Here is a 23,194-nt window from a genome sequence, read left to right as displayed (position 1 = left end):
CCCCGCACCCGCACCCAACACACCCCACCCCGGGAGACCCCATGCACGACGACCGCACCCTCATCGAAGCCCGCCTCAAGCGCGTCCTCGATGAACGCATCCGCCCCGCCGTCTACCCGGAATCCGTCCCCCTGGACGTAGCCGTCTGGACCGCCCCCGGCGAACCCGTCACCGTCGCCGAAGGCCTCGCCGCCACCCCCGAACCGACCGCCGTCGGCGCCCGCTGGGGCGCCCCCTGGGCCACCAGCTGGTTCCGGGTCACCGGCACCGTCCCCGACGAATGGGCCGGGAAGACCGTCGAGGCCGTCCTCGACCTCGGCTTCGACGAGAACATGCCCGGCTTCCAGTGCGAAGGCCTCGTCTACCGCCCCGACGGCACCCCGGTGAAGGGCCTCAACCCCCGCAACCAGTGGGTCAGGATCGCCGCCCCGGCGACCGGCGGCGAGGACGTACACCTGCACATCGAGGCCGCATCCAACCCCGTCATCCTCGACTACCACCCCTTCCTGCCCACCCAGCTCGGCGACAAGGAGACGGCCGGAAGCGAGCCCCAGTACACGCTCGCCCGCATGGACCTCGCCGTCTTCGACGAGGCGGTGTGGCAGCTCGTCATCGACCTCGAAGTGCTCGGCGAGCTGATGCGGGAGCTCCCCGAGGACTCCGCGCGCCGTTACGCGATCGTGCGCGCCATCGGCCGCGCCCTCGACGCCGTCGACCTCCAGGACGTCAACGGCAGCGCACCCGCCGCCCGCGCCGAACTCGAAGGCGTTCTCGCCACCCCAGCCGAGCCCTCCGCGCACCGCATCAGCGCCGTCGGCCACGCGCACATCGACTCCGCGTGGCTGTGGCCGCTGCGCGAGACGGTGCGGAAGGTCGCCCGTACGACCTCCAACATGACCGCGCTCATCGAGGACGAGCCGGACTTCGTCTTCGCCATGTCGCAGGCACAGCAGTGGGCGTGGGTGAAGGAGCACCGGCCCGAGGTGTGGGCGAAGGTCAAGAAGGCCGTCGCCGACGGGCGGTTCGTGCCGGCCGGCGGCATGTGGGTCGAGTCGGACACGAACATGCCGGGCTCGGAGGCGATGGCCCGTCAGTTCGTGCACGGCAAGCGGTTCTTCCTCGACGAGTTCGGCATCGAGAACGACGAGGCCTGGCTGCCCGACACCTTCGGCTTCGCGGCCGGACTGCCACAGATCATCAAGGCGGCCGGGTCCAAGTGGCTGCTCACCCAGAAGATCTCCTGGTCGCAGACCAACCGCTTCCCGCACCACACCTTCAACTGGGAGGGCATCGACGGGACCCGGATCTTCACCCACTTCCCGCCCGTCGATACGTACAACTGCTCCATGAAGGGCAGCGAGATCGCCCACGCGGCGAAGAACTTCAAGGACAAGGGCGTCGCCCGGCACTCGCTCGCGCCCACCGGCTGGGGTGACGGAGGCGGCGGCACCACGCGCGAGATGATCGCGAAGGCCGCGCGCCTGCGGGACCTCGAAGGCTCGGCGACGGTGGTGTGGGAGACGCCGGAGAAGTTCTTCGAGAAGGCGGAGGCCGAGTACCCGAACGCGCCCGTCTGGGTCGGTGAGTTGTACCTCGAACTGCACCGCGCCACCCTCACCAGCCAGGCCGGCACCAAGCAGGGCAACCGCCGCAGCGAGCATCTGCTGCGGGAGGCGGAGCTGTGGGCCGCGACCGCAGCCGTTCGGAACACCGAATTCACGTATCCCTACGAGGAGTTGGACCGGATCTGGAAGACCGTCCTGCTGCATCAGTTCCATGACATCCTGCCCGGCTCCTCCATCGCCTGGGTGCACCGGGAGGCGCGGGCCACGTACGCGGCGGTCGCCGACGAGCTGAACGGCATCATCGGCGCGGCCCAGCGCGCGCTGGCGGGGGACGGCGGCACGGGAACCCTCGTCTTCAACTCCACCCCGCACACCCGCGACGGCGTCCCCGCGGGCGGCGCGCGGCCCGCCGTCGTCGACGGGCAGTCGGCGATCGCCTCGCGGGCGGACGGCGGCTATGTCCTGGACAACGGTCTGCTGCGGGTCGAGATCGACGGCCGCGGTCTCATCGTCTCGGTGTACGACATCGCCGCCGACCGGGAGGCCGTCGCACCCGGCCAGGTGGCGAACCTGCCGCAGCTCCACGCCGACTTCCCGAACATGTGGGACGCGTGGGACGTCGACGAGTTCTACCGCAACACCGTCACCGATCTCACCGAGGCGGACGAGGTCGTGCCGGGCGAGGACGGAGGGTCGGTCCGTGTCGTGCGTGCTTTCGGCGGCTCACGGCTCACGCAGGTTCTGTCCCTCGCTCCCGGTGCCACCCGTCTGGACATCGACACCGAGGTCGACTGGCACGAGACGGAGAAGTTCCTGAAGCTGGCGTTCCCGCTGGACATCCACGCCGAGCGGTACGCGTCGGAGACGCAGTTCGGCCACTTCTATCGGGCCACGCACACCAACACGAGCTGGGAGGCCGCCAAGTTCGAGGCGTGCAACCACCGTTTCGTGCACATGGAGGAGCCGGGCTGGGGTGTCGCGCTGGTCAACGACTCGACGTACGGACATGACGTGACCCGCACGGTCCGGGAGCCGGACGCGGGGACGACCACGACCGTGCGTGTCTCGCTCCTTCGCGCCCCCCGTTTCCCCGACCCCGAGACGGACCAGGGCGTGCACCGCTTCCGGCACGCGCTCGTCCCGGGGGCCGGGATCGGCGACGCGGTGCGGGAGGGGTACCGGATCAACCTGCCGGAGCGCCGGATCGCCGGTGGCGCGGAGGTGGCCCCGCTGGTGGCCGTGGACAACGACGCGGTCGTCGTCACCGCGGTCAAGCTCGCCGACGACGGCAGCGGCGATGTCGTGGTCCGCTTCCACGAGTCGCGGGGTGGCCGGGCGCGGGCCACGCTGACGGCGGGCTTCGGGATCGGCTCGGTGACGGTGACGGACCTGCTGGAGCGTCCGCTGGCCGACGCCCCGTCCCCGGAGCGCGTGGGGGATCGCATCGCGGTGCGGCTGCGGCCGTTCGAGCTGGTGACGCTGCGGCTGACCAGGGCGTGATCCAGGCGCGATCCCGCTCCTGAAGACCGCCGGAGGGGCTGTGCAGACAGTCCCTCCGGCGTTCCGCCCTCGGCCGGCGAGGTCAGCCGGTGATGGTCACGCAGGGCAGGCCCACGCTCGCGCCGCCCCGGAAGCCCTCCGCGCAGAGCCGGGTGCCGGCCGGGAAGTGGCGCTGGGGGTAGGCCTGGTCCCGGTAGGTCCGGAACGCGGCGACGTCCTCCACCTTGGTGTGGGCGCTCCAGCCGTTGGTGGTCCACACGCGTGCGCTGATGCGGTTCGGCTGGTTGGTGTTGACGACCGACACCTCGACCCGGCCCAGATAGGTCCCCGAGTCGTACGTCTCGATGCAGACCGAGTTGTTGCACCACTTGCCGTCGGCGACCGCCGACGGTCCCGCGGCGATGACGCAGCCGAGTGCGGCGGCCACCGCGCCGATCCCCGCGGCGACCTTCTTGGTGATGTCGTGCATGGCGAAAAGACCCTCATCCTTCGTCATGGCCCGCGACGGAATCGCCGGGCCCCGGCAGACCAACGCCGGGCAAGATCATCAGTTACGCGGGTTCCGAGAAGCCGTTACGGGCTCTTCTCCGGTCCCCAGGCCTGCGGCCCGGCCCCGCGCCACTCGATGAGCTCTGGGTCGTCGATCGCCGTGTCCGCCTCGGGCAGGCCTGCTCGGCGCAGGAATTCCAGCACGTCGAACAGGTAGAAGGCCGTTCCCACGTCTTTGCCGCGGATCGTGACCCGTCGGCCACCGTCCGGCGACGGCGGGTGGACGATCACGGGTGCATGTCCTGACATACACCCATGATCCTCCATCCCGGCCCGTTCTGACGCGCGTCGCCCGACTATCGAGGCGTGAGCGCGTCCGCCCCGGCCTTGTCCCGGCCGAGCCGCTCGCGGACCAGCGAGACGGCGACCACCAGTGCCGCGAGGAGCACGGACAGCAGCACCTGGATACGACCGCCGCCCGGGCTGTCGTCGGTGAGCATGTAGACGAGGACGAACGAGATCATCGCGATGGTGACCCAGGTGAGGTACGGGAAGAGCCACATCCGGACGATGAGCTTCTCCGGGTTCTCGCGGAGGATGATGCCGCGCATCCGCAGCTGCGAGAAACAGATCACCAGCCAGACGAAGAGCGCGACCGCGCCGGAGGAGTTCAGAAGGAACTGGAACACCGTGTCCGGCCACACGTAGTTGAAGCCGACCGCGACGAAGCCGAAGACCACGGAGGCCAGGATCGCGGCCTGCGGGACGCCCGCCCGGTTCGTCCGCGCGAAGGCCTTCGGGGCGTCGCCGCGCCGGCTGAGGGAGAAGGCCATGCGCGATGCGGTGTAGAGACCGGAGTTCAGGCAGGAGAGCACCGCCGTCAGGACGATGACGTTCATGACCTGACCGGCGTGCGGAATGCCGATCGAGTCGAGGGCCGCGACGTACGAGCCCTTCTTCTCGATCGAGGGGTCGTTCCAGGGGAGAAGGGAGACCACGACGAGGATCGAGCCCAGGTAGAAGACGCCGACCCGCCAGATGACGCTCTTGGTGGCCTTGGCGACGGCTCGCTGCGGGTCCTTGGACTCACCGGCGGCGAGGGTGACGATCTCGGAGCCCATGAAGGAGAAGACGACCATCAGTACGCCCGTGAGGATGGCGCTGGGGCCATGAGGCAGGAATCCGCCGTGCGAGGTGAGGTTGCCGAAGCCGGTGGCGGCGTTGTCCGAACTGGGCAGCACACCGAAGATCGCCAGGACGCCGATGCCGATGAAGGCGGCGATGGCGACGACCTTGATGCCCGCGAACCAGAACTCGAACTCGCCGAAGGAAGCGACCGAGGCGAGGTTGGTGGCGGTGAGGACGGTCATCACGATGAGCGCCCAACCCCACTGCGGTACGGCGGGTATCCAGCCGTTGAGGATGACGGCACCTGCGGTGGCCTCCACCGCGAGCACCACGACCCAGAAGAACCAGTAGAGCCAGCCGATGGAGAAACCGGCCCAGCGGCCGAGCGCCCGGTCCGCGTACGCCGAGAAGGACCCCGAGGACGGGTCGGCGGCGGCCATCTCGCCGAGCATCCGCATCACCAAGACGACCAGGGTGCCGACCAGCGCGTACGACAGCAGGATGCCGGGACCGGCGGCGGCGATGCCGGAGGCGGAGCCCACGAACAGGCCCGCTCCGATGACACCGCCGATGGCGATCATGGACAGATGGCGGTTCTTGAGGCCGGACCGCAGCTCCGAATCGTGCGGAGCCTGGTGGTCGCCGGGGGGAGCGGGAGGAGAGGACGCGGGGGCAGGGGGAAGTGAAGTCATCTCGACATCCAGTGAGTTGGGACGGGTCGTGCGAGGGGTGACTGCGTGCTGGATCGCCTTGGTGGCAAGGCGGGAGCGGGCCGCGCTCTCCGTGTTCCGGGACGGCGCGGGGCAGGGGGATGGGGACGTGAGGGCTGCCGCGCTTCCGCGTTTCGCGCCGCCTCCTTGTGAGAGGTGAGCCGCGTCACTGCCGGAATGGATTTGCGACAGCGTATGCGGAGGGGGTGGGCGGATTATTTGTGAGGAGTCACAAAGTCCCCCTCGATCGCTGGCCGGTCGGCCAATGCCGAATCCGGGACGCGCGGGGACCATGGGCCCCCCGTACGCGGCCCCATTCGGGACGACAGCTGGTCGGCCGGACAGGAGTGCGGGGCATTCCTTGGCCTGCTGAACAAGGGCAAGGTCCGGGACCCGGCCTAGCGTGAGTGGCTCCAGACCACACCCCCCGAAAGCCCACCCCCCGAACGCGTCGATCAAGGGAGCCCCATGCACGGGGACGACATGCCGGGTCAGCCGGACGGAACGGCGGATGGAACGCCGGACGGATCAGCGGACGGATCAGCGGACGGATCAGCGGACGGATCGGCGGACGGATCAGCGGACGGATCGGCGGACGGAACAGCCCACGGCATCGTGGTGATCGGGGCGACCCCGCTGGCCCGCCGCGTCTGCGCGGCCCTGTGGGAGCGCGGGCACCCGGTGGACCACCTCGCCGCACCGGACGACCAGGAGCTCCGGCAGGCGCTCGCCGCGCAGCCGGCCCACGTGGCCGTACTCGTGGGCGACGACCTCTCCGCGCTCCGCTACGCGCTGGCGGTACGGCACGTCAGCGGCACCGTCCGGATCCTCGTCACGGTCTTCGACCGGACCGTGGCGCAGCAGCTCAAGGCGCTGCTGCGGCGCTGCGAGCCGGTCTCGCCCGCCGATCTCCTCGCGCCGACCCTGGCAGGCCTGTGCGTCGACCCCGAGGCCCGCGACGTACTGGCCGTATGGGACGACGGGGACGGTGCGGTGGCGGTCCGCCGACGCGAGGGACGGCTGGCCGAGACGCCCTGGCGGGCCTCTCCCGCGGCGCGGCGGCGAGCCCTGTCCGGGCGGCTGCGCGGGCAGCTGCAGCCCCACGACGCGGACGCCCGGCTGCTGCTCATCGGTCTGCTCGGCATCGCGACGGTCCTGACGCTTGACTGGCTGTGGCTGGTCGCCGTCTTCCACAGGCCGGCCAGCACCGCCTTCCTGGAAGCCGCCCGGGTCGTCGCCGGCGTGGGCCCGGCCGCCCCGCACGACGGCCATCCCGGCTACGAGTGGGTCTCCGGGGCGGCGATGCTGATCACGGTGGGCTTCACCGCCCTGCTGACCGCGGGAATCGTCGACCGGCTCTTCGGGCCGCGCCTGGTCGGGGTCCTGGGGCCGCGGGTGCTGCCCCGTGCCGGGCACGTCATCGTGGTGGGCCTCGGCCAGGTCGGCCTGCGGCTGTGCCAGACGCTGCGTCAGCTGGGGGTGCCGGTGGTCGGGGTCGAGCGTGCGCCCGCCGCCCCGAATCTCCGCCTCGCACGGTCGATGGGCATCCCCGTAGTGCTCGCGCACGGCGAGGATCGTGTGGTGCTCGCACGGCTCGGTCTGGGGCGCGCCCACGCGCTCGCCGCGGTCGGCTCCGAGGATCTCGACAACATCGCCGTCGCGGTCGCCGCCCATGGCGTGGCGCCCGATGTCCGGGTGGTGCTCAGGGCGGGCGAGGACGAGGCGATCGCCGAGACCCGCTCGCTGCTTCCCCTCGGTCTGACCCGGGACATCACCAGGACCAGCGCGGCGTACGTGACCGCTCACCTGACCGGCGCCATGCCCCGCCGCGTCATAGCCGACGCCGACTGCGACCTTGTCGACCTGCCCGGTCGCGGCCTCGTCGCCTGGCCGGTCCCGGCCGGGGACGACTGCGGGCGGGCCGTGCTGTGCGGCGAGCTCACATCGCGTCGTCCGGTGGAACCGTCTGCTCGGTCCAGATGATCTTGCCGGTCGCCGTGTAGCGGGTGCCCCACCGCCGGGTGAGCTGCGCGACGATGAACAGCCCACGGCCGCCCTCGTCGGTGGTGCGGGCGTGCCGCAGGCGCGGTGCGGAGCTGCCGGCGTCGGAGACCTCGCAGATCAGCGCGGCCTGCCGGATCAGCCGCAGCGTGATCGGTCCGGCGGCGTGCCGGATGGCGTTGGTGACCAGTTCGCTGACGATCAGCTCGGTGGTGAAGAGCAGATCCTCCAGGCCCCACTCCGTCAGCTGGCGTCCTGCGAGGGTGCGGGCGTCGGCGACCACGGCCGGGTCGGACGGCAGGTCCCAGGAGGCGACCTGGTGGGCGCCCAGGGAGCGGGTCCGGGCCAGCAGCAGGGCGGCGTCGTCGGACGGCGGCCCGGTGAGCAGCGCCTTGACCACGTTGCCGCCGATCTCCTCCAGCTTCGGCCCGGTCACCGCCAGGGCGTTGCTCAGCCGGGAGAGGCCGACGTCGATGTCCCGGTCGCAGGCCTCGATCAGGCCATTGGTGTAGAGGGCGAGCAGGCTGCCCTCGGCCAGCTCGAGCTCGACGGGTTCGAAGGGCAGCGCCCCGAGGCCGAGCGGCGGTCCCGCGGGCAGGTCGGGGAAGTCGACGGCGCCGTCGGGGGTGACGATCGCGGGCGGCAGGTGGCCGGCCCGGGCCATCGTGCAGCGCCTGCTGACCGGGTCGTACACGGCGTACAGACAGGTGGCCCCCGTGAAGGTGGCGGCCACGCTCTCGTTCCCCGCACCCGCCGATTCGGCGGAGCCGTGCTGCTCGACCAGCCCGATGACCAGGTCGTCGAGGCGGGCGAGGAGTTCATCGGGCGGCAGATCCAGGTTGGCCAGCGTCTGCACGGCTGTGCGCAGGCGTCCCATGGTGGCCGCGGCGTTGATGCCATGTCCGACGACGTCTCCGACGACCAGGGCGACGCGGGCCCCGGACAGCGGGATCACGTCGAACCAGTCCCCGCCGACGCCGCTCGGGGCGTCCGCGGGGAAGTACCACGAGGCCACGTCGACGGCGGATCCCCCGGCCAGGTCGTGCGGCAGCAGATTGCGCTGCATCACGCGGGCCGCGGTGCGCTCGCGGGTGAAGCGGCGGGCGTTGTCGACACACACCGCGGCGCGGGCGACGAGTTCCTCGGCGAGCTGGATGTCGCCCTCCTCGAACGGGCCGAGCCGCCGGGACCGTACGAAGGTCGCAGCGCCCAGGGTGGCACCGCGCGCGAGGAGCGGCACGACGAGCACCGAACGGAAGTCGAAGTCGCGGATGTCGGCGGCCCGCGCCGGGTCGTCGGTGACCCATCCGCTGGTGGCCGCGTCAAGGATCGTTTCGACCAGGGACCGCCTCTCCAGGAGGCAGCGGGAGAGCGGCGACGAGGGCGAGCGCGGGACGGCTTCCCCCACGGCCCGACTGGATTCCGGGCAGCCGTCGCGGACCGACTGCTGGCCCGAGCGGCGGACGACGGGTACGCCGTCGACCGGGCCGGGAACCGGCTCCTGGCCCCTGATGACCGAGTCGAGCAGGTCGACGGTGACGAAGTCGGCCAGCGGCGGCACGCTGACATCGGCCAGTTCCTGCGCGGTCCGTGTGACATCCAGCGTGCTGCCGATCCGGGCACCGGCGTTGTTCAGCAGGGCGAGGCGTCCCTGGGCCTGCCAGCGCTCGGTGATGTCGATGACCATGTACCAGATGCCGACGCGCCGGCCGTGCGGGTCCTCGAGGCCGAAGAACGAGGCCGAGTAGACGCGCTCCTCGTGGGGATCCGCGTACGTGGGGCTGCGGAATTCGTACTCCATGACCGGAGATCCGGTCTCCAGGACATGGCGCATCTTCGCGTCGAACGCCTCGGCCTCCAGCTTCGGCAGCACCTCGCTCACCTGCCGGCCGAGCCGACGCTCCAGGGGGATCAGGCGTTCTAGTACGTCGTTGACCCAGACGTAGCGCAGATCGGTGTCCAGTACGGCCATGCCGAGGGGTGCGTGGGCGAGGAACGGCTCCAGCATCAGCTGGTTCACGCCGCCGCCCGGCACCCGCCATTCCTTGAGGGCGAGGACGGACCAGCGCTCCCGTCCCGCCGCGTCGACGAGCGCCGTCACCTGCACCGCCAGCTGCACGCTCCGGCCGTCGCGATGGCGCGCCGCGACCGACCCGCTCCAGCCGTCCGCGGCGCGGCACCACTTGGCGACGGCGGCCACCCGCGCCTCGTCCCCGGGGATCGCGAGCAGCCGCGCCGCCGGTCGGTTCAGGACCTCTTCGGCCGGATGGCCGAGCAGCCGCTCCGCCGCCCTGGTCCACCCGATGACGGTTCCCGCCGCGTCCAGTTCGGCCATGGCGGCGTTCGCGATGTCGCATGCCCGGTCCGAGTCGTCCGGCAGGGCATTGTCCGAGGTCATCATCGCCAGCCCGTCATCTCAACTGCGCATAGTGCACATTCTAGTGAGAATCGCCCGGAAGCCGCGGTGTGTCGGTCACCAGGCAACCGCGGTGCGACTCGCCTCAGGAGGTCGGCGGCAGCCTCAGCTGGAGCATCGCGAGCAGCCGCTGATCGGGACGGCTCAGATCGAGGCCGGTCAGCTGCTCGGCACGGCCGATCCGGTAGCGCACGGTGTTGGGGTGCACATGCAGCTGGGCGGCGGCCGCCCGCACATCGCCGAAGGCGTTCAGGTACGCCAGGATCGACTCGGCAAGGCGCCCCTGGTGCCGGCTGTCATGGGCGGTCACGGCGGTCAGCCGGGGGTCCCGCATGTCGGGGCGGTCGGCGAGCAGCGCCAGCATCTCGCTGACCAGGACCTCCGCCTGGATGTCCGGCAGCGCGGCGACCGTGGTGGTGACATCGGCGTTCACCATGGCGTCGAGGATCCGGTCCGCCTCCCGGCGCGACTCCGGGACCTTCCCGAGGGCCGGGACGACGCAGCCGACCGATCCGCGCAGCGCCAGGCCCAGGTGGCGGCTTGCGGTGTCGGCGATGTCCTGCCCCCAGCCGCGCAGCGTGCCGATGTCGATGCTGCGCGGTAGCTGCGGGAGCAGGACGTAGATGCGGTGATCGCCCTCGGTGACCAGGGCGGCGCGGTGCCGGGCGGCGGTGTGCACCGAGATCAGGTTGGTGACCTCGGCGCGGGTCAGCTCGGGTCCGGTGGCTTCGGTCGCCCCGTACGAGAAGCCGAGGACCGCGGCCGGGCGTGCGGCGTCGAGGCCCAGGTGGCTGGCCAGCGGCTGCGGGCCGCTGCTGCCCTCCAGGAGTCCGGCCGCGAGGGTGCGGGCGAGCGTCACGTCCGCGGAGAGCTCCCGGCGGCGGCGCACCAGGTGGAGCGCGGCGACCCGGGCCGCGCCGAGCAGCGCCTGGTCCGAGCGCTCGGTCAGCGGCGTCGAGCCCTCCTGGACCCAGATGGTGCCCAGCTGCCGGTCCCCCGACCGGATGGCGATCGCGAGCCGGCGGCGGATCCCCAGCTCGGGGTGGCTGTCGACATTGATCACCTCGTCGGAGGTGCGAAGCCGCTGGAACACGCCCCATTCACGCAGCCGCGCCAGATACGCCTCCGGTCCCTGCCACCCCAGGATGGACTGCCGCCGCAGGTCGTCGGCCTCGTCGAGGTCGGCGGAGCGGGAGTAGGCGAGGACCCGGTTGGCCGTGTCCTCGATGCTGACGATGCCGCCCGTGAGCATGGCGGTGGTCTGGGCGAGCGAGAAGAGGTCGCCCTCCGCGGCTTCCGCGGCCGATTCGCCGGAGCCGTCCACGGGTGCGTCGTCGAGGGCCGCGCGGGCGATGGCGTCCACCTGGTCCCAGCGCGCCTCGCCGCGTACGGAAAGAAGCGCGACCCCCGCCTCGGCGGCGGTCTCGCTGAGGGCGGCGGCCTGTCCCGGAGCGTCCAGCTTGACGGCGACGGCGGCGGCTCCGTCGCGCCCGGCCGCCCGCAGCGCGGGGAAGGCGGCGCGGCCACGGGCGCCGATGGCGAGCACCAGCTCCCCGGGGTGGGCGGCCGGAGGATCCTCGGGATCGAGCAGGGCCACGCTGCGGATCTCGACGTCGAGGCCCGCGGGCGCGGTCTGCAGCTCCACCAGGGGCTCGCCCAGGGACATCAGCAGCTGGCGCAGGCTGAGGCCGGCGGTGGGGGGTACCGCGGCGGGTGATTCCATCGTGGGCGCCTCTGCTCGGGTCGGGTGGACTGGCCTCGTGGCGAGGATGGCCTGGCCTCATGGCGAGGATGACCTGATGAGGGCACTTGCACATCACGTCACGGCAAGTATCCGATCACGTCTCGACCGGCAGGGGGAATCCCGCTACTCGTCCAGCTGGGCCCGCAGCCACTCCTCCACCTCGCCCACATGCGCCGCCGCGGCGGCCCGTGCCGCCTCGGGGTCGCGGGCCACCAGCGCCCGGTGGATCCGGGCGTGCTCCCGACGCGTCCGCTCGAACGCACCCTCCTCCTGGTAGCCGCGCCACACCCGCGCTCGGAACGTGTGTGAGGAGAGGCCCTCCAGGATGGCGGCCATCGTGTCGTTGCCCGCCGCGAAGGCGATGGTGCGGTGGAACGCCAGATCGTGGGAGAGGATCTCCTCGGGGTCGTCCGTGGCGTTCATCGCCTCCAAGTGCTTCTCCACATCGGCCAGTTGGTCGGCCGAGATGCGCGCGGCGGCCAGTGCCGTCGCGGTGGACTCCAGGACCCGGCGGACTTCGAGGAGTTCGACGAGCCGGGGTCCGCGCGACAGATCGGCCACCACCCCGAAGGTCTCCAGGAGGTCCCCGGCCTCCAGCTGCGTGACGTAGATGCCCGACCCGTGCCGGGCCTCCAGGACCCCCATCACGGTGAGGGCGCGAATCGCCTCCCGCATGGAACTGCGCGAGATACCCAGCCGCGCCGCCAAGTCCCGTTCCGTGGGCAGCCGTTCACCCGGCTCGAGCCTGCCCTCGCCGATCATGGCCTTGATCTGCTCGATGGCCCGACCGGTCACGGTGCCCTTCTGCGGGGCGGTCTGGTCCACGTAACGCTCCTCCACTGGCCGGGTGCGCCGCAGTCTAACCAGAGATGTGGTCGGACCACTACGGTCTGAAAGCGGGGAAAGTTGGCGACGAGGGGTGTTGTGAGCGCCAAGTGGTCTGATAAATATTCGCCCATCAGTCGCCAGCACTCGCAAGGACTTCGTCCGATCACGCTCGATGAGGAGCCGACAGATGGCCGGCAGAACAGTTCGCAACAGGCCCAGCAGGGTGGGGACTTCGCGGGCGGTGCGGATCGCCGCAGCGGCCGCCTGCGCGTCCCTCGTGCTCACGGCGTGCGGCAGTACGAAGGACACCGCCTCCCCCGGCGCCGGGGGAGGCGGCGGAGAGGGCGAGGTCGGGGTGATCCTGCCCCTGCTGACCTCGCCGTTCTGGCAGTCGTACAACGACTACGTACCGAAGATGGCGAAGTCCGAGGATGTCGACGCGCACAAGACGGTCAACTCCAACAGCGACCCGTCGCAGCAGATCACCGACATCAACAACCAGCTCAACCAGGGTGTGAAGGGGCTCGTCGTCGCCCCGCTCGACAGCGCCGCCATCTCCGCGGGCCTCGACCAGGCCGAGCGCAAGGGCGTGCCCGTGGTCGCCGTCGACGTCGCCCCCGAGAAGGGCAAGGTCGCGATGGTGGTGCGGGCCGACAACGTCGCGTACGGCGAGAAGGCCTGCGACTACCTCGGCAAGCAGGTCAAGACCGGCAAGGTCGTCCAGATCATGGGAGACCTCGCCTCCGTCAACGGCCGTGAGCGCTCAGAGGCGTTCCGCACCTGCGTGAAGAAGAAGTTCCCCAAGCTGAAGGTCCTGGAGATCCCCGCCAAGTGGGAGTCCGACACGGCCGCCTCCAAGCTGGACACGCTGCTCAACTCCAACCCCGACATCAAGGGCATCTACATGCAGGCGGGCGGCGTCTATCTCGCGCCCACCCTGCAGACCCTCAAGTCCAAGAAGATGCTCAAGAAGACGGGGGAGAAGGGCCACATCACCGTCATCTCCAACGACGGCATCCCGCAGGAGTTCGACGCCATCCGCAAGGGCCAGATCGACGCGACCGTCTCGCAGCCCGCCGACGCCTACGCCAAGTACGGCATGTACTACATCAAGGCCGCGATGAACGGAAAGAAGTTCAAGCCGGGGCCGACCGACCACGACTCCACGATCGTGAAGCTGCCCAGCGGCATCCTCGAGGACCAGCTGCCCGCACCGCTGGTCACCAAGGAGAACGTGGACGACTCCACGCTCTGGGGCAACACGGTCACATGAGTACGCCGATGAGCAAGCCCCCCACGACAGGGCCGACGGCGCTCGTCGAGGCGACCGGCATAGTCAAACGGTACGGGCCCACCGTCGCGCTGCGGGACGGGCGGCTGACCGTCCTGCCCGGTGAGTCCCACGCCCTCGTCGGCCGCAACGGCGCGGGCAAGTCCACCCTGGTCACCGTCCTCACCGGACTCCAGGCCCCGGACGCGGGCACCGTCCTCTTCGACGGCGAGCCCGCGCCGGCGCTCGCCGACCGCGACGCCTGGCGCCGCAAGGTGGCCTGCGTCTACCAGAAGCCGACCGTCGTCCCCGATCTGACCGTCGCCGAGAACCTCTTCATCAACCGGCAGCCCGAAGGCCGCGGCGGCTTCATCAGCTGGCGCAGGCTGCGGGCCGAGGCGGCACAGGTCCTCGGCACCTGGGACGTGCGCGTCGACCCGGACACACGCACCGCCGACCTCAAGGTCGAGGACCGCCAAATGGTGGAGATCGCCAGGGCGTTGAGCTTCGGCGCCCGCTTCATCGTCCTCGACGAGCCGACCGCGCAGCTCGACAACCGCGAGATCGAGCGGCTCTTCACGCGCATGCGGGCGCTTCAGGAGTCCGGCGTCACCTTCCTCTTCATCTCGCACCACCTCCAGGAGGTGTACGAGGTGTGCCAGACCGTCACCGTTCTGCGCGACGCCCGCTGGATCACCACCGCGCCGGTGGCCGAACTGCCGCGCGCCGCCCTGGTGGAGGCGATGGCGGGCGAGGCCCTGACGGAGCAGGCCGCGGCCGAGGAGTCCGTCGCCCGGACCGAGGTCCCGGCCGACGCCCCGGTGCTGCTCGACGTCAGGGGCCTCACGAGCGAGTCGTACGCGGACATCGACCTGACCGTCCGCGCGGGCGAGGTCGTCGGCCTCGCCGGATCCAGCGGCAGCGGCAAGATCAACCTCGCGGAGACCATCGCCGGACTGCACACGCCGACCGGCGGAACGGCTCAACTGGACGGCACACAGCTGCCGTTCGGCGATGTGGCCGCCACTCTGCGCGCCGGGGTCGGCTGCGTGCCGCGCGACCGGCACGGCCAGGGCCTGGTCTTCGGGATGACGATCGGCGACAACGCCACGATGACCGTGCTCGACCGGCTCGGGAAGTACGGCTTCGTCGGCACCGAGCGCAAGCGCGGCTTCGCCGAGGAGCTGATCGACCGCCTCGACATCCATGCCGAAGGCCCTGACCAGCCAGTCTCCGACCTCTCGGGAGGCAACGCCCAGAAGGTCGTCATGGCCCGCGCGCTCGCCTCCGACCCACGGCTGCTCGTCCTCATCAACCCCACCGCCGGTGTCGACGTGAAATCCAAGGAGTCCCTGCTCGCCCGCATGGACAACGCCCGAGAGGACGGCACGGCCGTCCTGGTCGTCTCCGACGAACTCGACGACCTACGCCGCTGCGACCGGGTGCTTGTGCTCTTCCACGGCAGGGTCGTCGCGGAGCACGTGGCGGGTTTCACCGACCACGACTTGATCGCATCGATCGAGGGAGTGGGACATCCCGACCCCGTAAGGGGCGCGTGGAGTGCTGATGACGCCGACCACACGGGCCCCGTCAGGGGCGCGGGGAACTGCGCGAACAACCCCCACTGGCCCGCAGCGAAAGAACAAGGAGACAACCGTGGCTGACACCAAGGCCCCGGCCGCGCAGGCCACCCCGGCAGCAAAATCCCCCGCCCAAGCCCGCGCAGCGAAAAGCATCGCCCTCCGCAGGGCAAGGGAACTAGCCCTGGTTCCCGCCCTGTTGCTCCTCATGCTCCTCGGCACCCTGGTGAACGACTCGTTCCTCACCGAGCGCAACCTCATCTCCATCCTCGGCGCCTCCGCGGCCCTCGCGATGGTCGTGCTCGCCGAGTCGCTCGTCCTGATCACCGGAAAGTTCGACCTCTCCCTGGAGTCGGTCGTCGGCATCGCGCCCGCCGTCGGCGCGCTCCTGGTGCTGCCCGCCGCGCAGGCCGGCTTCGGCACCCAGATGCCCGCCGTGGTGGCACTGCTCGCGATCCTCGTGGTCGGCGCCGTCATCGGCGCCTTCAACGGCATCCTCGTGGTGAAGCTCAAGCTCAACGCGTTCATCGTGACCCTCGCCATGCTGATCGTGCTGCGCGGACTGCTCGTCGGCGCCACCGAGGGCAAGACGCTCTTCGGCATGCCCGACGCCTTCTACACCCTCGCCACCTCCACCTTCCTGACCATCCCGCTCTCGGTGTGGCTCGCGGCCGCCGCTTTCGGCATCGCGGGCTTCGTCCTCAAGTACCACCGTGTGGGGCGTGCGCTGTACGCGATCGGCGGCAACGCGGACGCGGCGCGCGCCGCCGGTATCCGAGTGGAGCGCGTGATGCTCGGCGTGTTCGTCGTCGCCGGTGTGCTCGCCGCACTCGGCGGGCTCATGCAGACCGGGTACGTCGGCGCGATCAACGCCAACCAGGGCCAGAACATGATCTTCACGGTGTTCGCGGCGGCGGTCATCGGCGGCATCAGCCTGGATGGCGGCAAGGGCACCATGTTCGGCGCCCTCACCGGCGTACTGCTGCTCGGTGTCGTGCAGAACCTGCTCACCCTCGCCCAGGTGCCGTCCTTCTGGATCCAGGCCATCTACGGCGGAATCATCCTGGTCGCCCTGATGATCGCGCGCGTCACCACGGGGCGTGCACAGGACTGACCCCGTTCTGGTTCAGCGCCTCCTTGCCCCTTTCCGGAAAGGCCTCCTGTGTCCCCGACTCCCGCCCGCATCACCGCGGTTGACACCTTCGACATCCGGTTCCCGACCTCACGGGAACTGGACGGATCCGACGCGATGAACCCGGACCCCGACTACTCCGCCGCCTATGTGGTGCTGCGCACCGATGCGGCGGACGGCCTCGAAGGTCACGGCTTCACCTTCACCATCGGACGCGGGAACGACGTCCAGGTCGCCGCGATCGCATCGCTGCGCCACCACGTGCTCGGCCGGTCCGTCGAGGAACTCTGCGCCGATCCGGGGACGTTGAACCGCGACCTGATCGGGGACAGCCAACTGCGCTGGCTCGGCCCCGAGAAGGGCGTGATGCACATGGCCATCGGGGCCGTCGTCAACGCGCTGTGGGATCTGGCGGCCAAGCGCGCGCACAAGCCGCTGTGGCGGTTCCTCGCCGACGCCGACCCGCAGTGGCTCGTCTCGCAGGTCGACTTCCGCTACATCGCGGACGCGCTCACCCCCCAAGAGGCCCTGGATCTGCTCCAGTCGGGCCGCCACGGTGCCGCCGACCGGGAGGCCGTGCTGCGGGAGCGCGGCTTCCCCGGTTACACCACCTCACCCGGCTGGCTCGGCTACAGCGACGAGAAGCTGACCCGTCTCGCCCGCCAGGCCGTGGCCGACGGCTTCACGCAGATCAAGCTGAAGGTCGGCGCGGACCTGGCGGACGACGTACGCCGCTGCCGCACCGCGCGCGAGGCGATCGGGCCCGGCATCCGGATGGCGATCGACGCCAACCAGCGCTGGAACGTCGACGAGGCCGTCGAATGGACGCGCGCCCTCGCCGAGTTCGCGCCGTACTGGGTCGAGGAGCCCACCAGCCCCGACGACGTCCTCGGCCACGCCGCGATCCGCAAGGCCGTCGCCCCCGTCAAGGTCGCCACCGGCGAGCACGTACAGAACCGCATCGTCTTCAAGCAGCTCCTCCAGGCGGGCGCCATCGACGTCCTGCAGATCGACGCGGCCCGCGTCGGCGGCGTCAACGAGAACCTCGCGATCCTGCTGCTGGCCGCCAAGTTCGGCGTCCCGGTCTGCCCGCACGCGGGCGGCGTGGGCCTGTGCGAACTCGTCCAGCACCTGTCGATGTTCGACTTCGTGGCGCTCTCGGGGACCACCGAGAACCGCGTCATCGAGTACGTCGACCACCTCCACGAACACTTCACCGACCCGGTCGTGATGCGCCAGGGGCACTACACGGCTCCCAGCGCGCCGGGCTTCTCCGCGACCATGCGGCCCGAGTCGCTCGCGGAGTTCACCTATCCGGACGGCGCCTTCTGGGCCGCCGACCTGGCCCAAGGCACCCTCGCCCAAGGCGCACTCCCTCAAGGCAAAGGAGCAGCCGCATGACTGACTTCGAGGGGCTGAAGGCCCTCGTCACCGGCGGAGCCTCCGGCATCGGCCGGGCCACCGCGGAACTGCTCGCCGCGCGCGGCGCCCAGGTGGCCGTGCTCGACCTCGACCCGAGCGCCGTGGAGAAGCCGCTCACCGGCTACCGCGCCGACGTCTCGGACGACGCGTCGCTGCGCGTAGCCGTCGCCGCCGCCGTGGCCGGCCTCGGCGGACTCGACGTACTGGTCAACAACGCCGGGATCGGCGCCCAGGGGACGGTCGAGGACAACGACGACGCCCAGTGGCACACCGTCCTGGACGTCAACGTCCTCGGGATCGTCCGCACCAGCCGCGCCGCCCTGCCGCACCTCAGGGACTCCGGCAGCGCGGCGATCGTCAACACCTGCTCCATCGCCGCCACCGCAGGACTTCCGCAGCGCGCCCTGTACTCGGCGTCGAAGGGAGCGGTGCTCTCGCTGACCCTCGCGATGGCCGCCGACCACGTACGCGAAGGGGTACGCGTCAACTGCGTCAACCCCGGCACCGTCGACACCCCGTGGGTCGGCCGGCTCCTGGACGCGGCGCCCGACCCGGCCGCCGAGCGGGCCGCGCTCCAGGCCCGGCAGCCCACAGGACGCCTCGTGTCGGCGGACGAAGTCGCGGGCGCCATCGCCTACTTGGCGAGCCCCCTCTCCGGCGCCACCACCGGCACCGCGCTCGCCGTGGACGGCGGCATGCAGGGCCTGCGACTGCGCCCGGCGGGCCGGTGAGCGGCATAGCGCGGCGCACCCTGGGACCCGGCGGCGTCGAGGTGACCGAGCTGTCCTTCGGCGCCGCCGGCATCGGCAACCTCTACTCGCCGGTCACCGACGAGGAGGCGGCCGCGGCGATCGACGCGGCGTGGGACGCGGGCATCCGCTACTTCGACACTGCCCCGCACTACGGCATCGGTCTCTCCGAGCACAGGCTCGGCGAGGCGCTGCGGGCGCGCCCCCGTGAGGCGTACACCCTCTCCACCAAAGCGGGACGGATACTCGAAGCGGTGGAAGGACCGGTGGTCGGCGACGACCTCGCCCACGGCTTCGCCGTGCCCGCGACCCATCGCCGCGTCTGGGACTTCAGCGCGGACGGCGTACGCCGCTCCCTGGAGGACAGCCTGGCCCGCCTCGGCCTCGACCGCGTCGACATCGTCTACCTCCACGACCCGGACGACCACGCCGAGCAGGCCCTCCGCGAGGGTTATCCGGCCCTCGAGCGGCTGCGCGCGGAGGGCGTCGTCGGTGCGATCGGCGCCGGCATGAACCAGACGGCGATGCTCACCCGCTTCCTCCGCGACACGGACATCGACGCCGTGCTCTGCGCGGGCCGCTATACGCTCCTCGACCAGAGCGCGCTCACCGATCTGCTCCCGGCGGCACACAAGCACGGCACATCGGTGGTGATCGGCGGGGTCTTCAACTCCGGACTGCTCGCCGACCCCAGGCCCGGTGCGACCTACGACTACACGGCGGCACCCCGCGACCTCCTGGACCGCGCCCGCCGGCTGAAGGCCACCGCCGAACGGCACGGCACCACCCTGCGCGCCGCCGCCCTGGCCTTCCCGCTCGCCCACCCCTCCGTCGCCGGCGTGCTCGTCGGCACCCGCTCGGCGTACGAAGTCCGGGACGCGGCCGAGCAGTTCGCGCGGGAGGTCCCCGACGACTTCTGGCGGGAAGTACGGGCCGAGGGACTGCTGCCCGCCGACGTTCCCGTCCCCAGTGAGGAGCCCGTATGAGAGTCGCCCTGCACACCAAGGTCCGCGCCGACCGCGTCGCCGAGTACGACGCCGCCCACCGCGAGGTGCCGGACGAGCTGACCGCCGCCATCCGCGCGGCGGGCGCCACCTCCTGGACGATCTGGCGCAGCGGCACCGATCTCTTCCACGTCCTGGAGTGCGCGGACTACCCGCGTATGCTCGCCGAACTGGAGAGGCTGCCGGTCAACATCGCCTGGCAGGCGCGCATGGGCGAGCTGCTCGATGTCGTGCACGACTACTCGGCCGACGGCGCGGAGGCGGGGCTGCCCGTCGTATGGGAGCTGTGATGAGCGAACCGGAGTGGACGGCCGAACCGGCGGCGTGGATGGTGGACGCCCACCACCATGTGTGGGACCTCTCCGTACGCGACCAGGAGTGGATCACCGGCGACGCGCTCGCCCCGATCCGCCGGGACTTCGCGCCGGCCGATCTGCTGCCCGAGGCCCGCGCGGCCAAGGTCGCGGCGACCGTCCTCGTCCAGACGGTCACCGTCGCCGACGAGACCCCCGAGCTCCTCGCGCTTGCCGCGGCGGACCCCGAGCTCGTGGCGGGTGTCGTGGGCTGGACCGACCTCACCCGCCCCGATGTCGCCGACGCGCTCGCCGAGCTGTGCGAGCTTCCCGGCAGGCAGTACCTGGTGGGCATCAGGCACCAGGTCCAGGGGGAGCCCGACCCGCGGTGGCTGCTGCGGCCCGACGTACGCCGCGGTCTCGAGGCGGTCGCCGACACAGGCCTCGCCTACGACCTCGTGGTGCTGCCCCATCAACTGCCCGCCTGCGTCGAGGCGGCCAGGGAGCACCCCGGACTCACCTTCGTGCTGGACCACTTGGGCAAGCCGCCGATCGCCTCCGGGGACCTGGAACCCTGGGCCGCCGACGTCCGCGCCCTCGCCGCGCTGCCCAACACCGTCTGCAAACTCTCCGGTCTGGTGACCGAGGCGGACCCCAAGAGCTGGACGGTCGACGATCTGCGGCCGTACGCCGACACCGTGCTCGAGGCCTTCGGCCCGGACCGGCTGATGTTCGGCTCCGACTGGCCCGTCTGTACTCTGGCCGCCTCGTACGGCGAAGTCACAGACGCAGCACGGCAGTTGACGGAATCACTGAGCGACGCGGAACGTGCCGCCGTGTTCGCCGGGACCGCGACCCGCGTCTACCGTCTCTGAGCCGCCGAGCCGAAGTGCGTCGGCGGCATGAACTCGCGCACATACGTCCGCTCCCAGCAGGCGCCCGTCTCGCGCAGCTCCCGCCAGGTCGTGTAGCGGTAGCGGTAGAGACGTGCCCGGATGTACGCGGGCGGCGCCTCCGGCGGGAACGGGGAGCGGCGCAGCAGCCGCAGCGTGTCCCGGTCGCCGTCCAGGAGCCGCTCCACCAGCGGGCCGAACCACGGCCGGGCGTAGGCGGGGGAGAGCGCGGCGAACCACATCAGCCAGTCGAGCCGCAGATGATAGGGCGCGAACTGGCGTGGCCAGCGCCGCACATCGCCCGGCTTGCCCTTGAACTCGTACTCCAGCCACAGCGAGTCGTGCCGGGGCGACGTGTCCGCCGTGCCTTCGACGGCGACCTCCATGCGGACGCGGCTGATGCTGCCGAACGCGCCGTAGGCGTTGACGAGATGGAGCGGGTCGAAGGCGTAGTTCATGATCTGACGGCGCGAGAACAGATTGCGCGCCGGACGGTAACTCAGGCCGAACAGCAGGGCAGTCGCGGCGATGACCACCGCCTCGTACCAGAGCGGGGCGGCGGGCGGATCGGCCGGTGCGCCCACGCCCCCGAAGTCCAGGACCGACAGGGCGAGCACGATCGTGATCCAGTTCAGCCAGCTGAAGTTCCCGGACAGGACCAGCCACAGCTGGGTGGCGATCATCAGGCAGGCCGCGGCCGTCGCGATCGGCTGGGGCGTGAACAGGAGGACGGGGACGACGAGTTGGGTGAAGTGGTTCGCCGCGACCTCCATCCGGTGGACCGGCTTCGGCAGATGGTGGAAGAACCAGCTCAGCGGGCCCGGCATCGGCTGTGTCTCGTGGTGGAAGTACAGGCAGGTGAGCTTGCGCCAGCAGGCGTCGCCCCGCATCTTGATCAGCCCGGCCCCGAACTCGACGCGGAACAGCACCCAGCGCAGCAGGAACAGTACGAGGACCGGGGGAGCGGTCTCGTCGTTGCCGAGGAAGACGGCGAGGAAGCCCACCTCCAGGAGCAGTGACTCCCAGCCGAAGGCGTACCAGGTCTGCCCCACGTTCACGATCGACAGGTAGAGCACCCAGGGCACGACCCACAGGAGCATCCCGCCCCACAGCGGCAGCAGCCCGTCGACACCCGCGACCAGCGCCGCCGCGCAGCCGCAGCCCGCCCAGCAGACCAGGGCGAAGAAGCGGTCCGAGTAGTGCAGCTGGAAGAGGCTGGGCGCCCGGCGGAACGGCACCTGCTCCACGTAACGCGGCACCGGCAGCATCCCCCGCTCCCCGATCAGCGCGCGGAACTGCAGCACCGCGCTCAGGAACGCGACGAGGTAGACGGCGGCCAGTGCCCGCTGGAAGACGAGTCGGGCGAGCCAGTACTGATCTGCCGTGAACCACTGCACACGCCCATTTTGCGCCCGGACCGGCGTCGGCCACCCCTCGGCCCGCGCGGACCCGCCGCCGCACCTCGGCTTGCGCGCACCTCCCGCTGCCCTCAGAGAATGGGTGGAAAGTGCCGGAAAACAGGCGGGAGACCAGGGTGCGGGTGCCGACCAGGACCTACCGGACCTATGCGACGGCCTTCGCGATATCCGTGGCCCTCGCCGTCGCGGGATGCTCCGGCGGGGGCGACAAGACCGCCACCGACGGCGGCCCCGAGCTGTTCATGCAGCCCGCCGCCGCCGAGGGTCCCGACCCCTTCACCGACTCCACCGCCACGTCCACGGCGACCCCCTCGCCCGTCACCCGTTCGCCGCAGCCCGCACCGAGCGGAACGTCGTCGCCCACGGCCCACCAGGGCGCTCGCTCCTACTCGGGCAGTACGCCGGGCCTCTACGGCGGCACGCACTCCGTGGGGAGCTGCGACGTCGACGCCCAGGTCCGCTTCCTCACCGCCGACCAAGGCAAGGCCCGCGCCTTCGCCGAGGCGTCGGGCATCTCCCAGGCCGACATCCCGGGCTTCCTGCGCGGCCTGACGCCCGTCGTGCTGCGGGCCGACACCCGCGTCACGAACCACGGCTACCGCAGTGGTCAGGCCGCCGGCTTCCAGTCCGTGCTGCAGACGGGCACCGCCGTCCTCGTCGACGACCGCGGACTGCCGCGCATGCGGTGCGCCTGCGGGAACCCGCTGAAGCCGCCGGTCGCGCTCCAGGGCACCCCGAGCCACCAGGGGCGGCCGTGGTCCGGCTACCGCCCGACGCAGGTGATCGTCGTGACACCGGCACCGAAGATCATCGTGAACATCACCATCGTGAACATCGTCAACAACACCTGGATCGAGCGGAAGACCGGCGATCGCCACTGCGACCACGACCACCGGGTGCCCCCGCCGCACCCGAGGCCGACACCCAGTACGCCGACGCCGAGCACGCCGACGCCGAGCACGCCCACACCGAGCGCGCCCACACCGAGCACGTCGCCCCCCACGCCGACCGAATCGCACAGCAGCAAGCCCCCCACCGATCGGGGCACCACC

General features: G+C 71.1%; 18 protein-coding genes. 11 read left to right on the top strand and 7 right to left on the bottom strand.

The window, feature by feature from the left end; genetic code table 11:
* Positions 1-41: 41 nt before the first annotated feature.
* Positions 42-3,065 (top strand): glycoside hydrolase family 38 C-terminal domain-containing protein, encoded by a 3,024-nt coding sequence (locus E2651_RS23575; RefSeq protein ID WP_135333200.1) that lies wholly within the window; start codon positions 42-44, stop codon positions 3,063-3,065.
* 82 nt (positions 3,066-3,147) lie between these two features.
* On the opposite strand, the gene E2651_RS23570 is transcribed toward E2651_RS23575, so the two are convergent.
* The 3 genes from E2651_RS23570 to E2651_RS23560 form a co-directional block, all read right to left on the bottom strand.
* A complete protein-coding gene (locus E2651_RS23570; protein WP_245239128.1) occupies positions 3,148-3,561 on the bottom strand; it encodes a hypothetical protein in 414 nt (137 codons plus the stop codon).
* A gap of 77 nt (positions 3,562-3,638) precedes the next feature.
* Positions 3,639-3,863 (bottom strand): hypothetical protein, encoded by a 225-nt coding sequence (locus E2651_RS23565; RefSeq protein WP_135333199.1) that lies wholly within the window; start codon positions 3,861-3,863, stop codon positions 3,639-3,641.
* 47 nt (positions 3,864-3,910) lie between these two features.
* Positions 3,911-5,374 (bottom strand): amino acid permease, encoded by a 1,464-nt coding sequence (locus tag E2651_RS23560; RefSeq protein WP_135333198.1) that lies wholly within the window; start codon positions 5,372-5,374, stop codon positions 3,911-3,913.
* Positions 5,375-5,860: 486 nt separating this feature from the next.
* Between E2651_RS23560 and E2651_RS23555 the strand changes: the two genes are divergently transcribed.
* A complete protein-coding gene (locus E2651_RS23555) occupies positions 5,861-7,375 on the top strand; it encodes an NAD(P)-binding protein (protein ID WP_245239126.1) in 1,515 nt (504 codons plus the stop codon).
* On the opposite strand, the gene E2651_RS23550 is transcribed toward E2651_RS23555, so the two are convergent.
* From E2651_RS23550 to E2651_RS23540, 3 genes are all read right to left on the bottom strand, one after another.
* A complete protein-coding gene (locus tag E2651_RS23550) occupies positions 7,332-9,794 on the bottom strand; it encodes a SpoIIE family protein phosphatase (protein ID WP_135333196.1) in 2,463 nt (820 codons plus the stop codon). The genes E2651_RS23555 and E2651_RS23550 overlap by 44 nt on opposite strands.
* Before the next feature lie 100 nt (positions 9,795-9,894).
* A complete protein-coding gene (locus E2651_RS23545; protein WP_167828875.1) occupies positions 9,895-11,532 on the bottom strand; it encodes a helix-turn-helix domain-containing protein in 1,638 nt (545 codons plus the stop codon).
* 144 nt (positions 11,533-11,676) lie between these two features.
* Positions 11,677-12,378 carry a FadR/GntR family transcriptional regulator gene (locus E2651_RS23540; protein WP_135333195.1) on the bottom strand — a complete coding sequence of 234 codons (702 nt, stop codon included), beginning with the start codon at positions 12,376-12,378 and terminating at the stop codon, positions 11,677-11,679.
* A gap of 190 nt (positions 12,379-12,568) precedes the next feature.
* Between E2651_RS23540 and E2651_RS23535 the strand changes: the two genes are divergently transcribed.
* The 8 genes from E2651_RS23535 to E2651_RS23500 are packed head-to-tail and all read left to right on the top strand — an operon-like array spanning position 12,569 to position 20,706.
* A complete protein-coding gene (locus E2651_RS23535; RefSeq protein WP_135333194.1) occupies positions 12,569-13,654 on the top strand; it encodes a sugar ABC transporter substrate-binding protein in 1,086 nt (361 codons plus the stop codon).
* A gap of 8 nt (positions 13,655-13,662) precedes the next feature.
* Positions 13,663-15,315 carry a sugar ABC transporter ATP-binding protein gene (locus E2651_RS23530; protein ID WP_135333193.1) on the top strand — a complete coding sequence of 551 codons (1,653 nt, stop codon included), beginning with the start codon at positions 13,663-13,665 and terminating at the stop codon, positions 15,313-15,315.
* On the top strand, positions 15,308-16,345 hold the full coding sequence (locus tag E2651_RS23525; protein ID WP_135333192.1) for an ABC transporter permease: 1,038 nt from the start codon (positions 15,308-15,310) through the stop codon (positions 16,343-16,345). Before E2651_RS23530 ends, E2651_RS23525 begins: the two co-directional genes overlap by 8 nt.
* A 48-nt stretch (positions 16,346-16,393) precedes the next feature.
* Positions 16,394-17,764 carry an L-fuconate dehydratase gene (locus E2651_RS23520; RefSeq protein WP_135333191.1) on the top strand — a complete coding sequence of 457 codons (1,371 nt, stop codon included), beginning with the start codon at positions 16,394-16,396 and terminating at the stop codon, positions 17,762-17,764.
* Positions 17,761-18,516 carry an SDR family oxidoreductase gene (locus E2651_RS23515; protein ID WP_135333190.1) on the top strand — a complete coding sequence of 252 codons (756 nt, stop codon included), beginning with the start codon at positions 17,761-17,763 and terminating at the stop codon, positions 18,514-18,516. The genes E2651_RS23520 and E2651_RS23515 overlap by 4 nt, the downstream gene beginning before the upstream one ends.
* On the top strand, positions 18,513-19,520 hold the full coding sequence (locus E2651_RS23510) for an aldo/keto reductase (protein WP_135333189.1): 1,008 nt from the start codon (positions 18,513-18,515) through the stop codon (positions 19,518-19,520). Before E2651_RS23515 ends, E2651_RS23510 begins: the two co-directional genes overlap by 4 nt.
* Positions 19,517-19,828 (top strand): L-rhamnose mutarotase, encoded by a 312-nt coding sequence (locus E2651_RS23505; RefSeq protein ID WP_135333188.1) that lies wholly within the window; start codon positions 19,517-19,519, stop codon positions 19,826-19,828. The genes E2651_RS23510 and E2651_RS23505 overlap by 4 nt, the downstream gene beginning before the upstream one ends.
* The gene (locus E2651_RS23500; protein ID WP_245239124.1) at positions 19,828-20,706 is read left to right on the top strand and encodes an amidohydrolase family protein; all 879 of its coding nucleotides are present in this window, start codon (positions 19,828-19,830) and stop codon (positions 20,704-20,706) included. Before E2651_RS23505 ends, E2651_RS23500 begins: the two co-directional genes overlap by 1 nt.
* Here the strand turns inward: E2651_RS23500 and E2651_RS23495 are convergent.
* Entirely contained in the window at positions 20,694-22,121 is a 1,428-nt protein-coding gene (locus tag E2651_RS23495) for a lipase maturation factor family protein (protein WP_135333187.1), read from the bottom strand. The two genes, E2651_RS23500 and E2651_RS23495, sit on opposite strands and share 13 nt — an antisense overlap.
* 110 nt (positions 22,122-22,231) lie before the next feature.
* Between E2651_RS23495 and E2651_RS23490 the strand changes: the two genes are divergently transcribed.
* On the top strand, positions 22,232-23,194 hold a 963-nt coding region (locus tag E2651_RS23490; RefSeq protein WP_135333186.1), incomplete at its 3' end, for a DUF6777 domain-containing protein.

Source organism: Streptomyces sp. MZ04 (assembly GCF_004684775.1).
Taxonomy (GTDB): Bacteria; Actinomycetota; Actinomycetes; order Streptomycetales; family Streptomycetaceae; genus Streptomyces.
Note: the sequence above shows the minus strand (reverse complement) of the source record. Positions and strands in the feature narration are given on the sequence as shown.